We start from the raw sequence: 19120 nt of genomic DNA on the forward strand, positions 1-19120 counted from the left end.
GCAATTTGAAGCTGCGCAATCATATCTTATATAAGACATAAGACAAATTGACCGAGGCCATGAAACAGGGGTAAACTCCAAGGCTGTTTGCGGGGCACGGGCTGCTGGTAACAGGCGCTGGTGCTTGCGTTGCACCTTTACCTGTTTTTGTCACTTCCTGGAGTTTTCACCATGAGCAAGAAGCCCGTCCGTGTTGCCGTTACAGGCGCCGCTGGTCAAATCGGTTACGCACTGCTGTTCCGCATCGCCTCTGGCGAAATGCTCGGCAAGGACCAGCCCGTCATCCTGCAACTGCTGGAAGTGCCGGCCGAAGGCCCCCAAAAGGCGCTCAAGGGCGTGATGATGGAACTGGACGATTGCGCATTCCCTCTGCTGGTGGGCATGACCGCCCACAGCGACCCCATGACTGCGTTCAAGGACGCTGACTACGCTTTGCTGGTTGGCTCGCGCCCACGCGGCCCTGGCATGGAACGTGCCGAACTGCTGGCCGTCAACGGTGCCATCTTCACCGCACAAGGCAAGGCCCTGAATGCCGTGGCTTCGCGCAACGTGAAGGTGCTCGTGGTGGGGAACCCCGCCAACACCAACGCCTATATCGCCATGAAGTCGGCCCCTGACCTGCCACGCAAGAACTTCACGGCCATGCTGCGCCTGGACCACAACCGTGCTGCCAGCCAGATCGCTGCCAAGACCGGCAAGGCTGTGGCTGACATCGAAAAGCTGACCGTCTGGGGCAACCACTCGCCCACGATGTATGCCGACTACCGTTTTGCCACCATCAACGGCGAAAGCGTTGCCAAGACCATCAACGACCAAGAGTGGAACGCCAACACCTTCTTGCCTACCGTGGGCAAGCGTGGTGCCGCCATCATTGAAGCCCGCGGCCTGTCTTCGGCTGCTTCGGCTGCCAATGCGGCCATCGACCACATGCGCGACTGGGCCCTGGGCACCAATGGCAAGTGGGTCACCATGGGTATTCCTTCGGACGGCCAATACGGCATTCCCAAGGACACGATGTTCGGCTTCCCCGTGACTTGCGAAAACGGCGAGTACAAGGTCGTTGAAGGTCTGGAAATCGATGCCTTCTCGCAAGAGCGCATCAACATCACGCTGGCTGAGCTGCAAGGCGAGCAAGACGGCGTCAAGCACCTGCTGTAAATCTGCCTGTGGTACCCGTGCCTGCCCCTTCTGATTCCTCGGGTCTTGCGACCTCCGCTGCCCCAGCGGGCGGGGCAGGGCGGGCACAGGTGCATCCTCGCACCCTGCTGTTGGGTGCGCAGGTGCAAACAGGCTTATTGCCCGTTTGCGACCACTACAGCGGGGTTGAAGCGCGTATGCGCAAAAGCCTGCAGATGCAGGCCGAACTGACCCAAGAATTTGGCACCTGCGTGGTGGACGTCACCCTCGATTGCGAGGATGGCGCGCCGGTAGGGCTTGAGGCTGAGCATGCCCGCCTGGTGGGCGGGTTGGCTGCGCAAGCCCCTGCGGGCGCCCGTGTTGCGGCCCGGGTGCATGCAGCCAGTCACCCCGCTTTTGCCAATGATGTGGCCACCATTGTGGATTTGGCGGGTGATCGCCTGTGCCATGTGATGTTGCCCAAGGTCGAATCCATTGACGATGTGTTGGCGGTGGACCGGGCGCTGGAGCGCGCAGGCGCCGCAGGCCTTCCTTTGCACGCACTGATCGAATCCCCTTTGGCCGTAAAGCATGCTTTTGACATTGCGGCCCACCCCCGGGTACAGAGCCTCAGCTTTGGCTTGATGGACTTTGTGTCGGCCCACGGTGGCGCGATCCCTGTCCATGCCATGACGTCACGGGGGCAGTTTGCCCATCCGCTGGTGGTGCGCGCCAAGCTTGAAATTGCCGCTGCTTGCCATGCCTATGGCAAAGTCCCTTCGCATTGCGTAGTGACCGAGTTCACCGACCCCGCCGCCATGCAGGCTGCCGCCACACAGGCATCGCAGGAGCTGGGCTACACCCGCATGTGGAGCATTCACCCGTCGCAGATTCGGCCCATCTTGCGTGCCTTCGCGCCCGCCATGGATGAGGTGCAGACGGCATCGCAGATTTTGTTGGCGGCTGAAACCGCGCAGTGGGCACCCATCAGCCATGGCGGGGTGTTGCATGACCGGGCCAGCTACCGTTTTTACTGGCAATTGCTGGAGCGCGCGCACCGCACAGGTGTGTCGCTGCCTCCCGCCGTCAGTCACTGGTTTGATGCTTGCGCATTGAACTCTTCTTTATAGCCTGACATTCCACAGGACCCACGACGCCATGAAAACTCTGATCGCTTCTGCAGTCATGCTGCTTGCTCCCGCATGGGTGATGGCGCAGGCCACTACGGCGGCCCAGCCCGCTTCCAAGACCGCATCCGCCAAGCAGGATGCGCCGGCAAAGGCCAAGCCAGCCCCTGCCGCCAAGGCCAGTGGCAATGCCAGTGCGCCCGCCAACAAGACCACAGTAGCCAAGGCACAGCAAACCAGCAGCCGCACCCAGCTCAAGAGCGCTGCCAACCAGGTAGCGACCGGCATCATTGCCGCAGAGGCCGCCTTGTCACCTGAAGAACTGGCCATTGCCGAGCGCGTGCATGTGGGCCGTATCCCCTGCGAATTGGGTGCTGTGGTCAATATCTCTGCAGACGCCGCCACGCCGGGCTATTTCCATGTGGAAGGCAAAGGCTTCAAGTACCGCATGACGCCAGTGGCTACCAGCACGGGGGCCGTGCGCCTGGAAGACCAGAAGGCCGGTGCTGTGTGGCTGCAGATTGCCAACAAGTCCATGCTGATGAACCAGAAGCTGGGCCAGCGCATGGCTGACGAATGCATGAGCCCTGAGCAGGTCGTGGTGGCCGAAGCCATCAAGAAGACTCCGCCACCGAGCGTGTTCGACGCGCCCAAGGGCAGCAAGTAAATCATCCGGGCAGTGCCTCTTGCCGTCTGGTTTGCCAGCACAAGACACTGCCTTAAAAACGTCGGTGCCGATTGCCTGATAGGGCAGGCGCGCCATCGCCCCACTTTAGAAAACAACCGGAGAAAACCATGTTGAAAGCCTACCGTGACCACGTAGCCGAGCGCGCCGCCCTGGGCATTCCCCCGCTGCCCCTGGAAGCCAAGCAGGTTGCTGAACTGATCGAGCTGATCAAGAACCCACCTGCCGGTGAAGATGCCTTTTTGCTCGATTTGCTGACCCACCGCGTACCGCCCGGCGTGGACGATGCTGCCAAAGTCAAGGCCAGCTTTTTGGCCGCTGTGGCTCATGGTGACATTAAGGTAGGCCTGATCTCCAAGGCCAAGGCCACGGAGTTGCTGGGCACCATGGTCGGCGGCTACAACGTGCACCCGCTGATTGAATTGCTGGACGACGCCGAAGTGGCCGGTGTGGCTGCAGAGGGCCTGAAGAAGACCCTGCTGATGTTCGACTTCTTCAACGATGTCGCGACCAAGGCCAAGGCTGGCAATGCCAAGGCGCAGGAAGTCATCAAGAGCTGGGCCGATGCCGAGTGGTTCACCACCCGCCCTGAAGTTGAAAAGAAGATCACCGTCACCGTGTTCAAGGTGCCCGGTGAAACCAACACCGACGACCTGTCGCCCGCGCCAGATGCCTGGAGCCGCCCCGACATCCCGCTGCATTACCTGGCCATGCTCAAGAACACCCGCGAAGGCGCGGCGTTCAAGCCTGAAGAAGATGGCAAGCGCGGTCCGATGCAGTTCATCGAAGACCTCAAGAAGAAGGGCCACCTCGTGGCCTATGTGGGCGACGTGGTGGGCACGGGCTCCAGCCGCAAGTCGGCCACCAACAGCGTGATCTGGGCCACGGGCCAAGACATTCCGTTTGTGCCCAACAAGCGCTTTGGTGGCGTGACGCTGGGTGGCAAGATCGCCCCCATCTTCTTCAACACGCAAGAAGACTCTGGCTCCCTGCCCATCGAAGTGGATGTGTCCAAGCTCGAAATGGGCGACGTGGTCGACATCCTCCCCTACGACGGCAAGATCGTGAAGAACGGCGAGACCGTGGTGGAGTTCAAGCTCAAGAGCGATGTGCTGTTTGACGAAGTGCGCGCTGGCGGCCGTATCAACCTGATCATCGGGCGTTCGCTGACGGCCAAGGCCCGCGAATTCCTGGGCCTGCCCGTTTCCGCACTGTTCCGCCTGCCAACCGCGCCTGTGGCCACAACCGCAGGCTTCACGCTGGCCCAGAAGATGGTGGGCCGTGCCGTGGGCTTGCCAGAAGGCCAAGGCGTGCGCCCCGGCACGTACTGCGAACCCAAGATGACCACTGTGGGCTCGCAAGACACCACCGGCCCCATGACCCGCGACGAGCTGAAGGACCTGGCCTGCCTGGGCTTCTCGGCCGATCTGGTCATGCAATCGTTCTGCCACACTGCGGCTTACCCCAAGCCTGTGGACGTGAAGACTCACCGCGAACTGCCCGCGTTCATCAGCAACCGTGGCGGCGTGGCCCTGCGTCCTGGTGATGGCGTGATCCACAGCTGGCTCAACCGCCTGCTGTTGCCTGACACGGTCGGCACTGGTGGCGACTCGCACACCCGCTTCCCCATCGGCATTTCGTTCCCTGCTGGCTCCGGTCTGGTGGCGTTTGGTGCTGCAACGGGCGTGATGCCCCTGGACATGCCCGAATCGGTTCTGGTGCGTTTCAAGGGCGAAATGCAGCCTGGCGTGACGCTGCGCGACCTCGTGCACGCCATTCCTCTGTATGCCATCAAGGCGGGTCTGCTCACGGTGGCCAAGGCTGGCAAGAAGAACGTCTTCTCCGGTCGCATCCTTGAAATCGAAGGCCTGCCAGACCTGAAGGTCGAGCAAGCGTTTGAACTGTCTGATGCATCCGCAGAGCGCTCTGCTGCCGGTTGCACCATCAAACTCAACCCAGCGCCCGTCAAGGAATACCTCACCAGCAACGTCGTGCTGATGAAGAACATGATTGCCGACGGCTATGCCGATGCACGCACACTGCAGCGTCGTATCGAAAAGGTGGAAGCCTGGTTGGCCAACCCCAACCTGCTCGAAGCCGACAAGGATGCCGAATACGCAGCCGTCATCGAGATCGATCTGGCCGACATCAAGGAACCCATCCTGTGCTGCCCGAACGACCCTGATGATGCCAAGACCCTGTCGGATGTGGCTGGCACCAAGATTGATGAAGCCTTCATCGGTTCTTGCATGACCAACATCGGTCACTTCCGCGCTGCAGCCAAGCTGCTCGGCGGCAGCCGTGACATCCCCGTCAAGCTGTGGGTGGCACCACCGACCAAGATGGACGAGAGCGAGCTGATCAAGGAAGGCCACTACGCCAACTTTGGCGCCGCCGGTGCCCGTACCGAAATGCCCGGTTGCTCGCTGTGCATGGGCAACCAGGCCCAGGTGCGCGAAGGCGCAACGGTGGTGTCTACCTCCACCCGCAACTTCCCCAACCGCCTGGGCAAGAACACCAACGTGTTCCTAGCCTCGGCTGAGCTGGCCGCCATCGCGTCCAAGCTGGGCAAGATCCCCACGGTGGCCGAGTACCACGACGCCATGGGCATCGTGAACAAGGATGGTGCTTCGATCTACAAGTACCTGAACTTCGACCAGATCGAAGAGTACGCAGAAACCGCCAAGGGCGTGACCGCCTGATCCTTGCGTTCTTTGCGCAACACAAGCGGCCCTTCGGGGCCGCTTTTTTTTGCCCTGCCTTGGGTGTCATGCCGCCGTCATGAATTCGTCACTATGCTGGAGCCCAAAACAAGACATCCATAACAACAACAACAAAAAGGAGGCAAGCATGGACAACACAATGGGACGAGGGGTTTTGCTGGTTTTCTGCGCCATCTTTGCAGTGGCGTTTGGTGCCAGTGGGTACTGGGCAGGGCTGCGGCCTTTGGCAGAGACCGCGTCGGCGGCATGGGCTGTGCGCCAATGGCAACCCGTGCCAGCCCAGGTGCTGGATGTGCAACTGAAGCAGCATCCAGGCAGCGAAGGTGGCACCACCTACCAGGTGCAGGCCCGGTACCGCTACACGGTGGCTGGGCAAGCTTACGAAGGGCAACGCGTGGGGCTCGACCTGCGCCCAGGCGCAGACAACGTGGGCGACTGGCAGGCGCAATGGCACCGCACCCTGCGCCAGGCGCAGGAGCGGGGTGAACCCGTCACCGCCTGGGTCAACCCACAGGCCCCGGCCCAGGCACTGCTGGACCGAAGCATCCGCTGGCGGCTGCAAATTTTTCGACTTCCGTTTGCCCTGGTGTTCACCGGCGTTGGCGTGGCGGCCGCATGGATGTTCCTGCGCATCTTGTGGCGCCCCAAGGAAGATGCGCAGGACCTTGAGCCGCGCCATTCCTTGGCCAAGGGGCAGGGGGCGTTGTGGTTCTTCGCGGTGTTCTGGTGTGGCATTGCTTTCCCCATGGCTGCTCTGTTCTGGTCGGATGGCAAAGCGCCGTGGTGGGGCAAGGGCTTCATGGGCATCTTTGTGGTGATCGGCGTGGGGTTGGTGGTGGCTGCTTGGCATCACAGCCGCAAGGCCTGGCGCTACCAAGGCATGGGCATGACGGCCTTGCCATCACGGCCCACGGCGGGGCGGCCGGTCGAAATCACGCTGGTGTTGCCTGTGCGGGCCGTCCAGCAGGCGGGTGCCGAAAGCCTGCGCATGCAACTGGCGCAATACCGTGTGGACGAGTCCAGCTCGGGATCGCCCGAGCGCCGGGTGGAGGTGCTGGAGGCCACGGCGCGGCGCCAGCCGACGGGCGAGGGCGGCATGCGTCTGGTCGCGCGTTTTGAGCTGCCTGAGGATGCACCCACCCATGGTGCGCGGCGTGGTGGTGAGCGGGTGGACTGGCGGCTGGAGCTGGTGCGCGAGGATGGCACGCTGGAACTGGCGTATGACTTGCCGGTAGAGGCCGCCACCCCTTCCTGGACTGAGGCTACCTCCGCGCCAGACCGCTTTGACCGGCGGGCGCAGTGGACGCAAGAAGTCCCCATCGAGCCACCAGCCTTTTGGCAAGATGTCGCCCCTCAGGCCTTGGGTTCATCGAGCATGGTGGAGCCCGCTGATTTCCCGCGCTTTCTTCCCCCGGACGTGCGTTTGACGGAGACAGCGGATGCCTGGTCGCTCGCGTTCGAGCAGACCGCGTGGCGCTGGTCCGCGGCTGTGGCGCTGGCTTTGCTGGCGCTGGAGTGGTGGGTGAACGACCGCATCCAGCCTGGCTCCCTGGTGCTGCCGAGCGGCTTTTGGGGTTGGTTGGCTTGGTTGGTTTTGCCTGCCTGGGCGTTGCATGCCGCCACCCGGCGGTGGACGCTGCGGGTGCAAGACGATGGCCTGGTGGTGCATCGCGGCTCTTGGGTGTGGTCTCGCGTTGCGTCGTTGCCGGGCGAATCCAGCCAGGCGCTGGTGCACAAGCTGCAGTTCACGGCTGGGACTCAGGCCTACCATGCGGTGTTGGGCAAGGATGCGTCAGGGTATCTGCAAAAGCTGACCCCGGGGCTGAGCGGCACGGCTGCTGCACAAGCCGTGGGCCAGGCGGTGGCCCGTGCCTGGCTGGACCGGCGGGGGCGCTTCACGCCGGGGGCGCAGCGGCCCCAGGTGGCTGCACATTCACGCCCAGCCTGGGGTGGCTGGGTTTGGCTCTTGGCCTTTGGGATGCTCGTGTGGTGGGCTTATGGCGGGCGCTCGGTGGTGGGCGCGGGGCGGCATGCTGTGTCGCAAGGCCCCGCCACGGTGGCGTCCTCGCGCATTTGGGCGCCTGCGGATGCCCGCTTGATGGATGCCCAGAATGCGGGCGATGCCAGCGCGCTGGTGCAGGCATTGCGCGATGGCGCCAACCCCAATTTGCTCGCGGACACGGGTTCCTCCGTGTTGATGCTGGCCGCCCATCGGGGGCAACTGGCACATGTCGAGGCGCTGCTGCAGGCCGGGGCCCAGCCCGATCTGCGGCAGATGGCCAAAGACAGTGAGCGCGGCGACACCTCCCTGCTGCGGGCTTTTTATGGTGGCCATCTGGCGGTGGCGCAACGCCTGGTGCAGGCGGGGGCCAGCCTGCAGGCACGCAACCGCTGGGACTGGGGCCCCGTGCACATGGCCGCGCAAAGCGGCTGCGTGCCTTGCCTCGATTGGCTGAAAGAACAAGGGCAATCCTTGACCGAACCAGCCCCTGCCAGCCGGGGCGAGACACCGGCCATGCTGGCGGCCGCCAAAGGCCGCATCCCCGTGCTGGAATGGCTGGAGCAGCAGCGTGTAGACCTGTGGGGCCGCGACCCGCATGGCAAGAATGTGCTGGATTGGGCGCGGTTTCGGCAGCAGCAGGAGACGGAGCAGTGGTTGTTGAAACGCCAGCCTGCGGGAACGTGAGCGTTGCTTCTTTCCGTGCCTCATAGGCTTGCGGTTTGCTATTGAATTTATAGCTTGTTGCGCTTTGTCTCAGGGCAATCGCATCTAAACCCTGATGCCCAGGACATGTGCCAGATAGCCCACATCCCAGCCAGCGCGCTTGCGCTTTGCCTGCACACCCACCTTCACCGACGTGTCACTCTTGAGCAACTGCAGCGCCATGCGCCGCAGCAGCGTCTGGTTGTGCGGTCCCTGGTCTTTATAGGACTGCGCCGCATCCTCGCGCATCGCCACATCCAGACTCCAGTGCAACTGGTTCTCCACCGCCCAGTGCGAACGGATACTGTGCGCCAGCACCCGTGCAGGCGTGTGCACTGGCAAGCTGCTCAGGTAGTAGCTGACTTCTTCGCTAGCCTCGCCTCCCGTTTGTTGGCGCTGGCGCGTGACTTGCACCACGCTGGCCAGCCCCGGCCAGTGCACTGCCGCTCGCTGCAATGCCTCGGGCACGGGGCTGAGCCGGTAGCTGCGCAGCTCCTGGCGCCCATGGCCGCTTGAGCGCTCGGTGTAGGTGTTCTCATCGGGCGGCTCTTGGCTCGCCTGCACTTCAAAGTGCTTTTGAACCACTGCGTGCATGTGCCGCTGGTTGCCTTTGAGGGACAGAACATAAGCCGCACCATGCTCGTGAAGCTGCTGGGCGATGCTCTTTTGGCAGCCGATGGCATCGATGGTGACGATGCAGCCTTTGAGGTGCAGCAGCCTGAGCAACTCGGGGATGGCGGTGATCTCGTTGCTCTTGCCATCAACCTTGCACTGGCCCAGTAGCAATCCCATGTCTGCAGCCCAGGCGCTGACCATGTGCAGTGGCCTGCGAGCCTCCCCTTTGCTGCTGCCGCGCACGCTTTTGCCGTCAATCGCCACTGTGCCGTATACCCGGCCCGCCACTTGGGCCAGCCACTGTTGGCAGGCCAGCTCTAGTTGCTTGGCGTCAAGCAGGCGAAACACTCGCGCGAAGGTGTCGTGCGAGGCAATGCCTGAGGGCAGCGGAACGAAACGAATGAACCAGTCGTGGTGCAACTCGCCGAACTCGGCTACTTCCACCCAGTTGTCTGCGCCTGCGATGGTTGCGCACAGCGCTATGGCCAGGATGGATTGGAGTTCATGGCGACGCGTGCGCTCTAGGCGCGGGTCGGGGATGACTTGCAGGTGCTGCAGCAGGGTCACGGGAGCGTTGGTTGGGTGATCACACGCTGCAGTTTCGCCGCAAATAGCTGCATCTATTTAGATGCGATTGCCCTGCGCTTTGTCTGTAAGCGCTAGAGGCGATTTTTCATATGAATCTCAGACTTCGAGCGTGCTCTTTGCCGCCAGAGCGTGCAGGGTCTGCGCCGTGGCCTCGTCTCCAGGAAAAAACGTCTCCAGCGCCAGCTCTTGCAAGGTGATATCGGTGGGCGAGCCGAACACCGTGGTGGTGCTGATCAGGTTCAGCACGCCCCAGGGGGACTGGATGAGAAAAGGCATCAACACCCCCAGATGCTCTCCCGCCAAGTGGTGGGCTTGCTCGTCTGGCTGGCCGGGGTAACTATGCAACTCGGTGAGTAGGGCTTGCAGTGACGCGTCAAAGGTGTTGTGCAGTTGCTGCTGTAGGCGTGCAAACAGGTGCTCGCGCCATTGGTTCAGATTGACAATGCGCGGTGCCAACCCCTGGGGGTGCAGGCTCACCCGCAGCAGGTTGACGGGGGCTTGCAGCAGGGAAGGGTCCACCCCTTCGAGCAAGGGTTGCACCATGCGGTTGGCCAGCACCATGTTCCAGTGCCGGTCAAACGCCACGGCGGGCCAGGGGGCGTGGCGGTCGAGCAGGTGTTGCACGGCCTGGCGAGCGGCATGCATCGACGGGTCGTCGAGCGGCTGCTGGCGGTACATGGGGGCATAGCCCGCTGCGACCAGCCAAGCGTTGCGATCACGCAGGGGGACGGCCAAGCGCTCGCACAGGCGCAGCACCAGCTCGCGGCTGGGGCTGGCCTTGCCGGTCTCTACGCAGCTCAGATGGCGTGGCGAAAGGGCTGCGTCATCGGCCAGCTCCTGCTGGCTCAGGCGCCTTCGCAGGCGCCACTGGCGCAGGTGGTCGCCCACGGCCATCCGCCGGGTCGGCGCGAATGGGGCGGCGTTGGAATGCTGTGTGTCGGATGCCATGGCCGTGATTGTGAGCAGGTTCGCTCCGCCATACCACCCCAAATGCCTGCGGTCTTATGACCTCCCAGGTCATCGACGCCATGACCGATGCTGCGGAACATGGGGCTCCTACCACTTGGTTCACAGGAGTCTCTTATGTTCACGATTCGTTCTTCTACCTTGCGCCGCGTGTTGTGGCTGGATGCCGCCTCTGGCTTGGGTATGTGCCTGAGCCATGGGCTGGGCAGTGCGCTCATCGCTCCGTGGATGGGTATCCCGGCCTACGTGTTGCAGCTGGCTGCGCTGATCGTGCTTTCGGCTGCTTCGCTGGCGGCCTGGTTGGCATCGCGCCCGCAGTTGCCATCCACGGGTGTGCGCTTTCTGGCGCTTGGCAACTTTGCCTGGGTGGCTGCCAGTGCCTGGCTCGTCTGGGGTTCTGGCATGGCCCTGACCCCGCTGGGGCAGGGTTGGGTCGTGTTGCAGGGGCTGGTGGTGTTGGTGCTCGCCGAGCTGGAGTGGGCGGGTTCTAGCGTGTCCACGCCTCGCGCTGCCGTGTGATCTGTGTACAGGGGGGCTCTGCAATGGCTGAGGCCCTGCTTTCCACCCGGTCACGTGGTGACCGGGTGGGCGCGGTTGGAGAGTACAGGCTGTTTCTCAGTCCTGTGGACGGAACCCGATTTCCAGCGACGAGGGGACGCGCCCATCTATGTCGCGCGGCAGTGTTTCGGTCTTGTCCAGCGCACGCAGCACGGCGTCATCCCAGGCCTTGTTGCCGCTGGACTGGATCAGCTTCTTGCCGACGATGGTGCCATCGGGGGCCGCACGCACTTCCACCACCGCGCGCGGGTTGCCCGAAATGGCATCGGGGTACACGATGTTGGGCTTGACCTTGGCCGCGACCTTGCCGCCGTAGCTGCCCGATGGGCCTGAGGACACCTTGTCGCTACCCTTCGCGTTCTCACCGCCGGTGGCGCCGGCCAGGCCTTGCATGCGGCGCAAGTTGGCTTCGCGCTGGGCCGCCATTTCTTTGGCCTGGGCATCGGCGCGGCGCTTCGCATCGGCTTCTGATTTGCGCTTGGCATCCGACTCCGCCTCGGCCTTGCGTTTGGCGTCCGCTTCTTCCGCCTTGCGTTTTTCGTCGGCCTGCTTTTTCAGCTCGGCACGCTTTTGCTCGGCCTGCTTTTCTTTCAGCTCGCGCTCTTTGTCTTTTTCCTTTTGCAGGCGCTCCTTGCGCTCTTGCTCCAGGCGTTCCTTCTTTTCCGTTTCCAGCTTTTCGCGGCGGTCGCGTTCACGTTTGTCGCGCTCTTGCTGCTCTGCGCGCTCGCGCTTTTCCTGCTCCAGCCGCTTCTTCTCACGTTCGATGGCGATGTCTGCTTCGCGCGTGTCAGGCTTGTCCTGCGCGCGGGGCGGTGGGGGCGGCGGTGGAGGAGGGGGCGCAGGCACCGGCCTTGGAGGGGGCTCTGGCGGCGATGGTGGCTCGGGGGGCTGCGGCGGTGTGTTGTCTGCCGGGGCCGCTTGTCGGGGCACGTTGTCCCACAACTCGGCTTCCACCGCCGGCTGGTCCACTGTGGTCTTCCAGTTCACGCCCAGGGTCAGGGCACCCATCAGTGCGGCGTGCACCAGCACGGCCATGGCCACTGCGCGCAGGCGCCCTGGTGGCCGTGGGGGCGAAAACTGATCGCGGTCGTCTTGAGCGTGCATGGAGGATGGGGGCAGCAATGGGTTCAACCGCCTTGCTTGACGGACAGGCCAACACGTTGAACCCCCGCCTTTTGCAGGGCATCCATGGCCTTGACCACCGCTTCGTACTGCACGCCCTTGTCGGCGCTGATGATCACGGCGGTGTCCTTGCTCTGGTCTTTTTGCCAGCGCAGGGCCGCGTCGCCCACTTCGCGCTGGGTCACGGTACGCGTGGCCTCGGGGGTTTTGAGCTGCAGCGATCCGTCTTTGTTCACGATGACCTGCGCCACCACCTTGGGCACGTTCTTGCCTTTGCCCACGCTGGGCACATCGATCATGCCGGGGGTGAGCATGGGCGCTGTCACCATGAAGATGATGAGCAGCACCAGCATCACGTCGATGAACGGCACCATGTTGATTTCATTGATGGTGCGACGGCCTTTGCCGCGAGACGCCATGGCGGGCATGCGGGCTCCTTAATGGCCAGAGGCCGATTGCGAAGGCTGTGCGCCCAGGTTGCGCTGCAGGATGTTGGAGAACTCTTCAATGAAGGTCTCCAGGTGTGTGGACACGCGGTCAATGTCGCGCGCAAAGCGGTTGTAGGCAATCACGGCCGGAATGGCAGAGAACAGGCCGATGGCGGTGGCCACCAGCGCCTCGGCAATTCCGGGGGCCACGGTGGCCAGGGTGACCTGCTCCATGCCCGCAAAGCCTGTGAAGGCGTGCATGATGCCCCACACCGTGCCAAACAGGCCCACATACGGCGACACAGAGCCGACCGACGCTAGGAAGGACAGGCTGGATTCGACCACATCCATCTCGCGCTGCATGCTGGCGCGCATGGCGCGGCGGGCGCCGTCCAGCAGGGTGCCTGCGTCGGTGATGCGGCGCTCGCGCAGTTTTTGGTATTCGCGCATGCCGCTGGCAAAAATACGCTCCATGGGGCCAGCGTTCTTGGCGTTTTGCGCGGCGCTGGCAAACAGATCGTTCAGGCTGGTGCCCGACCAGAAGTCGCGCTCAAAGTCTTCGTTCAGCGACTTCACGCGCTTGAGCGCAATCAGCTTGCGAAAGATGGCGGCCCAGCTGGCGATCGACACGGTCAGCAGCAGCAACATCACCAGCTGCACCACCCAGCTGGCCTGCAGCACCAGGTTCAAGATGGACATGTTTTGATGGTTCATGAAAGTTGTTCCAGAAGGGGGCTCGGTATTCTTGCGGGGCGCATCGTTGCGGCGTCCACCCAGCCTATGCGGATGGTGCCTTCGCTCAGTAACGTGGGCTTGGCTTCGGTCATGTGCTCTGGTTTCAGGAGCGCTTGCTGCAATATTGTCAGCGATGCACGCCCCTTGTCCTGCAGGCTGGCGGTAACAATCAGTTCATCGTCCAGCCGCGCGGGCCGCAAGTAACGCAGCTGCGCGTCGGTTACGACAAACATGCCGCCGGTTTGTTCCCGCAATGTGTGCTGACCAATGCCCAAAGAACGCAGCCACTCGGTGCGGGCGCGCTCAAAAAACTTGAGGTAGTTGGCATAGAACACGATGCCACCGGCATCGGTGTCTTCCCAATAGATGCGGATCGGAAACTCAAAGGCCATGCGTGTGCTTTCAAACCGCGCTAGGCCAGCAGGGTGCGCAGGCGCGCCACCGACTCTTGCAGCTGTGCCATGGAGTTGGCCGTGGAAAAGCGCACAAAGCGCTCGGGTTTGTGGCTGCCAAAGTCGCGCCCTGGGGTGATGGCAACGTGCGCGCGGCGCATCACCTCAAACGCGAAATCCCAGCTCCCAGTCACGCCCAGGCGCTGCGCCGCATCGGTGCAGTCGGCCCACGCATAGAAGGCGCCGTCGGGCATCACCGGCACTTGCAAGCCCAGCGATTGCAGCGCAGGGATGAAGTAGTCGCGGCGGGCCTTGAACTCGGCGCGGCGGCGCTCGTACTCGGCAATGCTCTCGGCTTCAAAGCAGGCCAGCGCCGCCATTTGCGAGACGGTGCTGGCGCAGATGAACAGGTTTTGCGCCAGCCGCTCCACCACGGGCACCATGGCCTCGGGCACCACCATCCAGCCCAGGCGCCAGCCGGTCATGTTGAAGTATTTGCTGAAGCTGTTGATGCTGATGATGTTCTCGTCGATGGCGAGGGCCGTGTGGCCAAACTCTTCTTCATACGACAGGCCCAGGTAGATCTCATCGATCATCGTGATGCCGCCATGGCCCTGCACCACCTCGTGGATGCGCCGCAACTCGCCCGGCGCAATCGAGGTGCCGGTGGGATTGGAGGGCGATGCCAGCAGGACACCACGGGTTTTTTCGGTCCAGGCCGCGCGCACCTTGTCGCTGCTGAGCTGGTAGCGCTCTGCCGCCGTGGTGGGCAGCAGCACGGCCTTGCCCTCTGCCGCGCTCACAAAGTGGCGGTTGCAGGGGTAGCTCGGGTCGGGCATGAGGATCTCGTCCCCTTTCTCGATCAGCGCCAGGCAGGCCAGGTGCAGCGCTGCCGATGCCCCGGCCGTCACCACGATGCGGCGGGCTGGCACCTGCACCCCAAAGCGGCTTTGGTACCAGCCGCTGATGCGCTCGCGCAGGGCGTCCAGGCCCAGTGCGTTGGTGTATTGCGTGGCGCCATCGCGCACGGCCTTGGCGGCCGCCTCTTGCACCAGGGGCGGCGCGGTGAAGTCGGGCTCGCCAATGTTCAGGAAGATCATGGGCTCGCGCGTGTCGGCCACTTCGCGGGCCAGGGCCTGTGCGGCCTTGGCCACTTCCATCACGTAAAACGGTTCGATCTGCTCTGCGCGGGAGGAAAACTTCATGGGGAGAGGTCCTGCGGCCCGCGCGGACGCGGGTGGGGCTCAAAAAAGGGCGGGGCGGTGGGCTGTCGCCAGCCCAGTGCAGCGTGTGTGGCCACGCTTGCTTGGGCGTAGCCCGTTGTGTGAGGGGTCCTGCGTCGCAGCAAGCTTCGCAGGAGGGGCTCACTGGCCTTCGGCCTGTTGCGCTGCGGCGCTGTCCGCCGCGGGCTTGCCGGGGGCTTTCTCGGCCGATTTGTCCGAGGCCACTTCGGCGGCGCGCAGGCGCGGGGCCAAGCCGTTGAGCACGGCGTTCACGTACTTGTGGCCGTCGGTGCCGCCAAACTCCTTGGCCAACTCGATGCACTCATTGAGCACCACGCGCCATGGCACGTCCATGCAATGCTGGAACTCATACACGCCAATCCACATGGAAGCGCGCTCGATGGGCGAGATCTCGCCCAGCTTGCGGTCCAGCAATGGGGTGATCAGCGCATCCAGGTCTTCGGCCGTGTTGATGCAGCCGTGCAGCACGGCGTTGTAGTGGGCGGCATCGGCCTTGTGAAAGCCTGCCAGGTCGCGCGTGAACGAGTCGATCGCTGCCGCATCGTTGCGGCCCACGATGTGCTGGTACAGCGCTTGCAGGGCAAATTCGCGGGCGCGGCTGCGGTTGGACTTGGACGCTGCCTTGCGCGTGCCGTTGGCCTTGAGCCCGGTGCGCGATTGCTTGGGGGGGCGGGTATTGGACGAGGGGGTGTTTTCAGTCATGACAGGTCGTCCAGCAGGTTGGCCATCTCTACCGCAACACGGGCTGCATCGGTGCCTTTTTCGGATTGGCGGGCGATAGCTTGCTCCAGGTTTTCGGTGGTGATGATGGCGTTGGCAATCGGGATTTGGTAGTCCAGCGACAGGCGGGTCACGCCTGCGCCGGATTCGTTGGCCACCAGCTCAAAGTGGTAGGTTTCGCCACGGATGATGCAGCCCAGGGCGATCAAGGCGTCAAAGTTGTCGCTCTCGGCCATGGCTTGCAGTGCCACGGGCACTTCCAGGGCGCCGGGCACTTGCACATGGGTGATGTTTTTCTCGGGCACGCCCAGGGCCTTGAGCTCGGCCAGGCAGGCGGCTGCCAGGGTGTTGGTGATGCCCTCGTTGAAGCGGGCCTGCACGATGCCGATGTGCAGCTTCTTGCCGTCCAGGCGGTCCGAGGTTCCTTTTTCTGCGCCAAACATGTTTATTCCTTGGGGATGAAGCCTGTGATTTCGAGTCCGTAGCCGGTCATGCTGGGCATGCGGCGGGGCTGGCCCATGAGGGCCATTTTGTGCACGCCGCAGTCGCGCAGGATCTGCGCGCCGACACCGTAGGTGCGCAGGTCCATGCGGCCGCGCTCGGGCGCTTGGGAGGCACGGGCCGTGCCCTCAAACTGCGCCAGCAGTTGCGCGGCGGTTTCGCCGCAGTTCAGCAGCACGGCCACGCCTTTGCCTTGCTTGGCCAGGTATTGCAGGCTAGTGTCCAGGCCCCATGAGTGCATGGAGCGGTTGACTTCCAGCGCGTCAAACACCGACAGGGGCTCGTGCACACGCACGGGCACCACGTCGTCGGCCGTCCACTCACCCATCACCAGTGCCAGGTGCACGGCTTGGCTGGGTTTGTCGCGGAAGGCATGGGCGGTGAAGGTGCCGTAGGCCGTGTTCAGTGCGCGGCTGCCCACCTTCTCGACCAGGGACTCGTTGCGGCTGCGGTATTCGATCAGGTCGGCGATGGTGCCGATCTTGAGGCCGTGTTCTGCGGCAAACAGCTGCAGGTCAGGCAGGCGGGCCATGGTGCCGTCGTCCTTCATGATCTCGCAGATGACCGATGCGGGGCTGCAGCCTGCCATGGCTGCCAAGTCGCAGCCTGCCTCGGTGTGCCCAGCGCGCATCAGCACGCCGCCATCCACCGCCTGCAGCGGGAAGATGTGGCCGGGCTGCACCAGGTCGGTGGGCTGGCTCTTGCGGTCTACCGCCACTTGCACGGTGCGTGCGCGGTCGGCCGCCGAGATGCCTGTGGTGACGCCTTCGGCCGCTTCAATCGACACGGTGAACGCGGTGCTGTAGACGGTGCCGTTGCGAGCGGCCATTGGGGGCAGCTTCAGGAATTCGCAGCGCTCGCGGGTGAGCGTCAGGCAGATCAGGCCACGGCCAAAGCGGGCCATGAAGTTGATGGCTTCGGGCGTGACGTGGTCGGCCGCCAGCACCAGGTCGCCTTCGTTTTCACGGTCTTCTTCGTCCACCAAGATGACGATGCGCCCGGCGCGCATGTCGGCCACGATGTCTTCCACCGGCGAGATGGGCACTGGGGTCAGGGGGGTGTTCATGGGAGAGGGCTTTCGTTAGGGCCGCAGCAGGGTTGTGCAGCGCAAACCGCATGCCCCTCACTGGCCGGGGCGTTGAACGCCCCCAAAACCACCCAAAGAACATGCGATGCGGCGCTGCCGCACGGGGGGAGGCCAAGCGTGCAGCCTCCCGCAAAGCTGGCTATTTTAGTTCAGCCAACGGGCGCGGGCCGTGTGTTGCGTCAATGGCCTGCATATCCATATTCAGAATGTGCCGTTGCCCGGGGCGGCTCGCTGTCGTTCTGTGTCAGCTGGCGGTTTTGCGGCGATCAGATCGCAGAGCCTTGCAAAACGACGTCTGACTCGGGGTAGGCCACGCAGGGCAGCACGCAGCCTTCGGCCTTTTCTTCAGGCGAGAGGCCGGGCCATTCGATCTCGTAGCGCACTTGCCCTTGCACCAGTTGCCCGATGCAGGTGCGGCAGGTGCCGTTGCGGCACGAACTGGGCCAGTCAATGCCGCCTTGCTCCATGGATTGCAGCAGGGGTTGCTGGGGCCAGGCATCGCACTGCATGCCGTCGGGCTCAATGTGGGCCGTGAAAAAGGGGGCGGCTTGGGTCATGTGAGGGGGGTTGTGGGAGGAAGGGCGGGCGCAGTGTAGCCAAAGGGGTGTTGTGCTTGAAGCGGTGGGGAATCACTGCGTGCGTTGCCACACCAGCAGCAAATTGTTGGCGGGCAGTGCGTGGCGCTGGGCCAGTTGCAGGCCTGCCGCCTGGGCCTCTGCCGCCACGTCTTCCACGGCGCGAATGCCCCAGCGCGGGTCTTGCGCGCGCAGGCTGGCGTCAAAGGCGAGATTGCCCTCGGCCGTGGGTACGCCCTGTTCCAGGTACGGGCCGTAGGTGACGAGCACGCCCTGCGCGTCCAGGTGGCGGGCCGCGCCGCGCATGAGCCCGCCGCAGCACTCCCACGGGGCGATGTGCAGCATGTTGGCGCAATAGACCAGGTCAAACGGGGTGGTGAAGGTGGGGCCCTCGCTGGGCCATGGGCTCTGGGTCACATCCAGGCGCAGCGGCGCTTGCACATGGGTCGCACCCTGCTGCGCGCACCAGCCGGTGACGGAGGGGAACAGCGTGTCTTGCCAGTCAGTGGGCTGCCAGCGCCAGCCCGGCAGGGCGGCGCCGAAGCTGGCGGCATGCTGGCCGGTGCCACAGGCTATCTCCAGTGCAGAGCCGGTGGGGGCCAGCAGCGTGCGCAGCACCGCGAGGATGGGCGCCTGATTGCGCTCTGCGGCAGGGCTGTGGGCCAGTGGGGGTTGGGTCATGTTTTTGTGAATAAAAATAGCCTCTAGCGCTGATTGGATAAGCGCTGGTAGCTATTGAAAGTGTAGCTAAATTGAAGCGCGCTCCCGAACAGAATGCTGCTTAAAAATTGGGCGTTATGTGCGGGTGCCTTGTAAATCAACCACTTACGCTGCCCATACAGCACTTGTCCAAGGTTATCCACAAGATTGTCCAGTGGCCTGCGGGATAAGTGGCGCAAAAGCCGAGGGGTGCTGAGGTCTCGTGTTTTGCCTTTTATTTCAGCAGTGCGTTGAATGTTTATATAAATCAATGGGTTATGCGCTTCATACAGAACTTGTCAAAACTTATGCACAGGATTGTCCAGTGCCTTGCGGGATAAGTGCCGGTTTGTGAATAGATTCTGCTTAAAAATGAGGCGCCGGGTGGTCCTCCTTTGCAAATCAAGCACTTAGCAGTCCTATACAGGACTTCTCCACAGTTATCCACATGATTGTCCAGTGATGTCAGGGATAACCCTGGGGCTCTCGCGTGGGCCTGTCTTGGTTGTCCCCCATGCAACCGGCGCGTCCCCAG

Annotated in this window: 18 protein-coding genes; 6 read left to right on the forward strand and 12 right to left on the reverse strand. The window is 63.3% G+C overall.

What is annotated here, in order from left to right; genetic code table 11:
• Positions 1–171: 171 nt before the first annotated feature.
• The 5 genes from CLU88_RS02035 (at position 172) to CLU88_RS02055 (ending at position 8337) form a co-directional block, all read left to right on the forward strand.
• Positions 172–1158 carry a malate dehydrogenase gene (locus CLU88_RS02035; RefSeq protein ID WP_099655168.1) on the forward strand — a complete coding sequence of 329 codons (987 nt, stop codon included), beginning with the start codon at positions 172–174 and terminating at the stop codon, positions 1156–1158.
• 176 nt (positions 1159–1334) lie between these two features.
• A complete protein-coding gene (locus CLU88_RS02040) occupies positions 1335–2246 on the forward strand; it encodes a CoA ester lyase (protein ID WP_233205347.1) in 912 nt (303 codons plus the stop codon).
• A 28-nt stretch (positions 2247–2274) separates the two neighbouring features.
• The gene (locus CLU88_RS02045) at positions 2275–2910 is read left to right on the forward strand and encodes a hypothetical protein (RefSeq protein WP_099655169.1); all 636 of its coding nucleotides are present in this window, start codon (positions 2275–2277) and stop codon (positions 2908–2910) included.
• Between the two features lie 128 nt (positions 2911–3038).
• Positions 3039–5630: a bifunctional aconitate hydratase 2/2-methylisocitrate dehydratase gene (gene acnB / locus CLU88_RS02050; RefSeq protein WP_099655170.1), complete on the forward strand. Its 2592-nt coding sequence runs from the start codon at positions 3039–3041 to the stop codon at positions 5628–5630.
• A 148-nt stretch (positions 5631–5778) separates the two neighbouring features.
• Entirely contained in the window at positions 5779–8337 is a 2559-nt protein-coding gene (locus tag CLU88_RS02055; protein ID WP_233205348.1) for a DUF3592 domain-containing protein, read from the forward strand.
• Between the two features lie 84 nt (positions 8338–8421).
• On the opposite strand, the gene CLU88_RS02060 is transcribed toward CLU88_RS02055, so the two are convergent.
• The gene (locus CLU88_RS02060) at positions 8422–9537 is read right to left on the reverse strand and encodes an ISAs1 family transposase (protein ID WP_099655172.1); all 1116 of its coding nucleotides are present in this window, start codon (positions 9535–9537) and stop codon (positions 8422–8424) included.
• A gap of 117 nt (positions 9538–9654) precedes the next feature.
• The gene (locus CLU88_RS02065; protein WP_199173401.1) at positions 9655–10506 is read right to left on the reverse strand and encodes a helix-turn-helix transcriptional regulator; all 852 of its coding nucleotides are present in this window, start codon (positions 10504–10506) and stop codon (positions 9655–9657) included.
• 135 nt (positions 10507–10641) lie between these two features.
• Between CLU88_RS02065 and CLU88_RS02070 the strand changes: the two genes are divergently transcribed.
• On the forward strand, positions 10642–11043 hold the full coding sequence (locus CLU88_RS02070) for a hypothetical protein (protein ID WP_143225926.1): 402 nt from the start codon (positions 10642–10644) through the stop codon (positions 11041–11043).
• A gap of 96 nt (positions 11044–11139) precedes the next feature.
• Here the strand turns inward: CLU88_RS02070 and tolA are convergent, their stop codons facing one another.
• The 10 genes from tolA to CLU88_RS02120 form a co-directional block, all read right to left on the reverse strand.
• Entirely contained in the window at positions 11140–12186 is a 1047-nt protein-coding gene (gene tolA / locus CLU88_RS02075; protein WP_099655175.1) for a cell envelope integrity protein TolA, read from the reverse strand.
• A gap of 23 nt (positions 12187–12209) precedes the next feature.
• Positions 12210–12632, reverse strand: coding sequence for a biopolymer transporter ExbD (locus tag CLU88_RS02080; protein ID WP_099655176.1), 423 nt, complete (start codon positions 12630–12632; stop codon positions 12210–12212).
• Positions 12633–12641: 9 nt separating this feature from the next.
• Positions 12642–13346: a protein TolQ gene (tolQ, locus tag CLU88_RS02085; protein WP_099655177.1), complete on the reverse strand. Its 705-nt coding sequence runs from the start codon at positions 13344–13346 to the stop codon at positions 12642–12644.
• The gene (ybgC, locus tag CLU88_RS02090) at positions 13343–13759 is read right to left on the reverse strand and encodes a tol-pal system-associated acyl-CoA thioesterase (RefSeq protein WP_099655178.1); all 417 of its coding nucleotides are present in this window, start codon (positions 13757–13759) and stop codon (positions 13343–13345) included. The genes tolQ and ybgC overlap by 4 nt, the downstream gene beginning before the upstream one ends.
• A gap of 20 nt (positions 13760–13779) precedes the next feature.
• Positions 13780–14964, reverse strand: coding sequence for a pyridoxal phosphate-dependent aminotransferase (locus CLU88_RS02095; RefSeq protein ID WP_099655179.1), 1185 nt, complete (start codon positions 14962–14964; stop codon positions 13780–13782).
• Positions 14965–15123: 159 nt separating this feature from the next.
• Positions 15124–15705, reverse strand: coding sequence for a transcription antitermination factor NusB (nusB, locus tag CLU88_RS02100; RefSeq protein ID WP_099655180.1), 582 nt, complete (start codon positions 15703–15705; stop codon positions 15124–15126).
• A complete protein-coding gene (gene ribH, locus CLU88_RS02105; protein WP_099655181.1) occupies positions 15702–16166 on the reverse strand; it encodes a 6,7-dimethyl-8-ribityllumazine synthase in 465 nt (154 codons plus the stop codon). Before ribH ends, nusB begins: the two co-directional genes overlap by 4 nt.
• Positions 16167–16168: 2 nt before the next feature.
• Positions 16169–17290 (reverse strand): bifunctional 3,4-dihydroxy-2-butanone-4-phosphate synthase/GTP cyclohydrolase II, encoded by a 1122-nt coding sequence (gene ribBA / locus CLU88_RS02110; protein WP_099655182.1) that lies wholly within the window; start codon positions 17288–17290, stop codon positions 16169–16171.
• 287 nt (positions 17291–17577) lie between these two features.
• A complete protein-coding gene (locus CLU88_RS02115) occupies positions 17578–17868 on the reverse strand; it encodes a 2Fe-2S iron-sulfur cluster binding domain-containing protein (protein ID WP_099655183.1) in 291 nt (96 codons plus the stop codon).
• Positions 17869–17940: 72 nt separating this feature from the next.
• Positions 17941–18567, reverse strand: a complete 627-nt coding sequence (locus tag CLU88_RS02120) for a DUF938 domain-containing protein (RefSeq protein ID WP_099655184.1) — start codon at positions 18565–18567, stop codon at positions 17941–17943.
• Positions 18568–19120: the final 553 nt, after the last annotated feature.

Origin of the sequence: Acidovorax sp. 56, from assembly GCF_002749705.1 — a bacterium.
GTDB lineage: Bacteria > Pseudomonadota > Gammaproteobacteria > Burkholderiales > Burkholderiaceae_C > Acidovorax.

Bases quoted from the DNA above. Each gene is read 5' to 3' on its own strand.
- ribH (WP_099655181.1), bottom strand. From the start codon at position 16,166: ATGTTTGGCGCAGAAAAAGGAACCTCGGACCGCCTGGACGGCAAGAAG.
- CLU88_RS02095 (WP_099655179.1), bottom strand. From the start codon at position 14,964: ATGAAGTTTTCCTCCCGCGCAGAGCAGATCGAACCGTTTTACGTGATG.
- tolQ (WP_099655177.1), bottom strand. From the start codon at position 13,346: ATGAACCATCAAAACATGTCCATCTTGAACCTGGTGCTGCAGGCCAGC.
- ybgC (WP_099655178.1), bottom strand. From the start codon at position 13,759: ATGGCCTTTGAGTTTCCGATCCGCATCTATTGGGAAGACACCGATGCC.
- CLU88_RS02070 (WP_143225926.1), top strand. From the start codon at position 10,642: ATGTTCACGATTCGTTCTTCTACCTTGCGCCGCGTGTTGTGGCTGGAT.
- CLU88_RS02055 (WP_233205348.1), top strand. From the start codon at position 5,779: ATGGACAACACAATGGGACGAGGGGTTTTGCTGGTTTTCTGCGCCATC.
- CLU88_RS02080 (WP_099655176.1), bottom strand. From the start codon at position 12,632: ATGCCCGCCATGGCGTCTCGCGGCAAAGGCCGTCGCACCATCAATGAA.
- acnB (WP_099655170.1), top strand. From the start codon at position 3,039: ATGTTGAAAGCCTACCGTGACCACGTAGCCGAGCGCGCCGCCCTGGGC.
- nusB (WP_099655180.1), bottom strand. From the start codon at position 15,705: ATGACTGAAAACACCCCCTCGTCCAATACCCGCCCCCCCAAGCAATCG.
- CLU88_RS02035 (WP_099655168.1), top strand. From the start codon at position 172: ATGAGCAAGAAGCCCGTCCGTGTTGCCGTTACAGGCGCCGCTGGTCAA.
- CLU88_RS02120 (WP_099655184.1), bottom strand. From the start codon at position 18,567: ATGACCCAACCCCCACTGGCCCACAGCCCTGCCGCAGAGCGCAATCAG.
- CLU88_RS02065 (WP_199173401.1), bottom strand. From the start codon at position 10,506: ATGGCATCCGACACACAGCATTCCAACGCCGCCCCATTCGCGCCGACC.
- CLU88_RS02040 (WP_233205347.1), top strand. From the start codon at position 1,335: ATGCGCAAAAGCCTGCAGATGCAGGCCGAACTGACCCAAGAATTTGGC.
- tolA (WP_099655175.1), bottom strand. From the start codon at position 12,186: ATGCACGCTCAAGACGACCGCGATCAGTTTTCGCCCCCACGGCCACCA.
- CLU88_RS02115 (WP_099655183.1), bottom strand. From the start codon at position 17,868: ATGACCCAAGCCGCCCCCTTTTTCACGGCCCACATTGAGCCCGACGGC.
- CLU88_RS02045 (WP_099655169.1), top strand. From the start codon at position 2,275: ATGAAAACTCTGATCGCTTCTGCAGTCATGCTGCTTGCTCCCGCATGG.
- ribBA (WP_099655182.1), bottom strand. From the start codon at position 17,290: ATGAACACCCCCCTGACCCCAGTGCCCATCTCGCCGGTGGAAGACATC.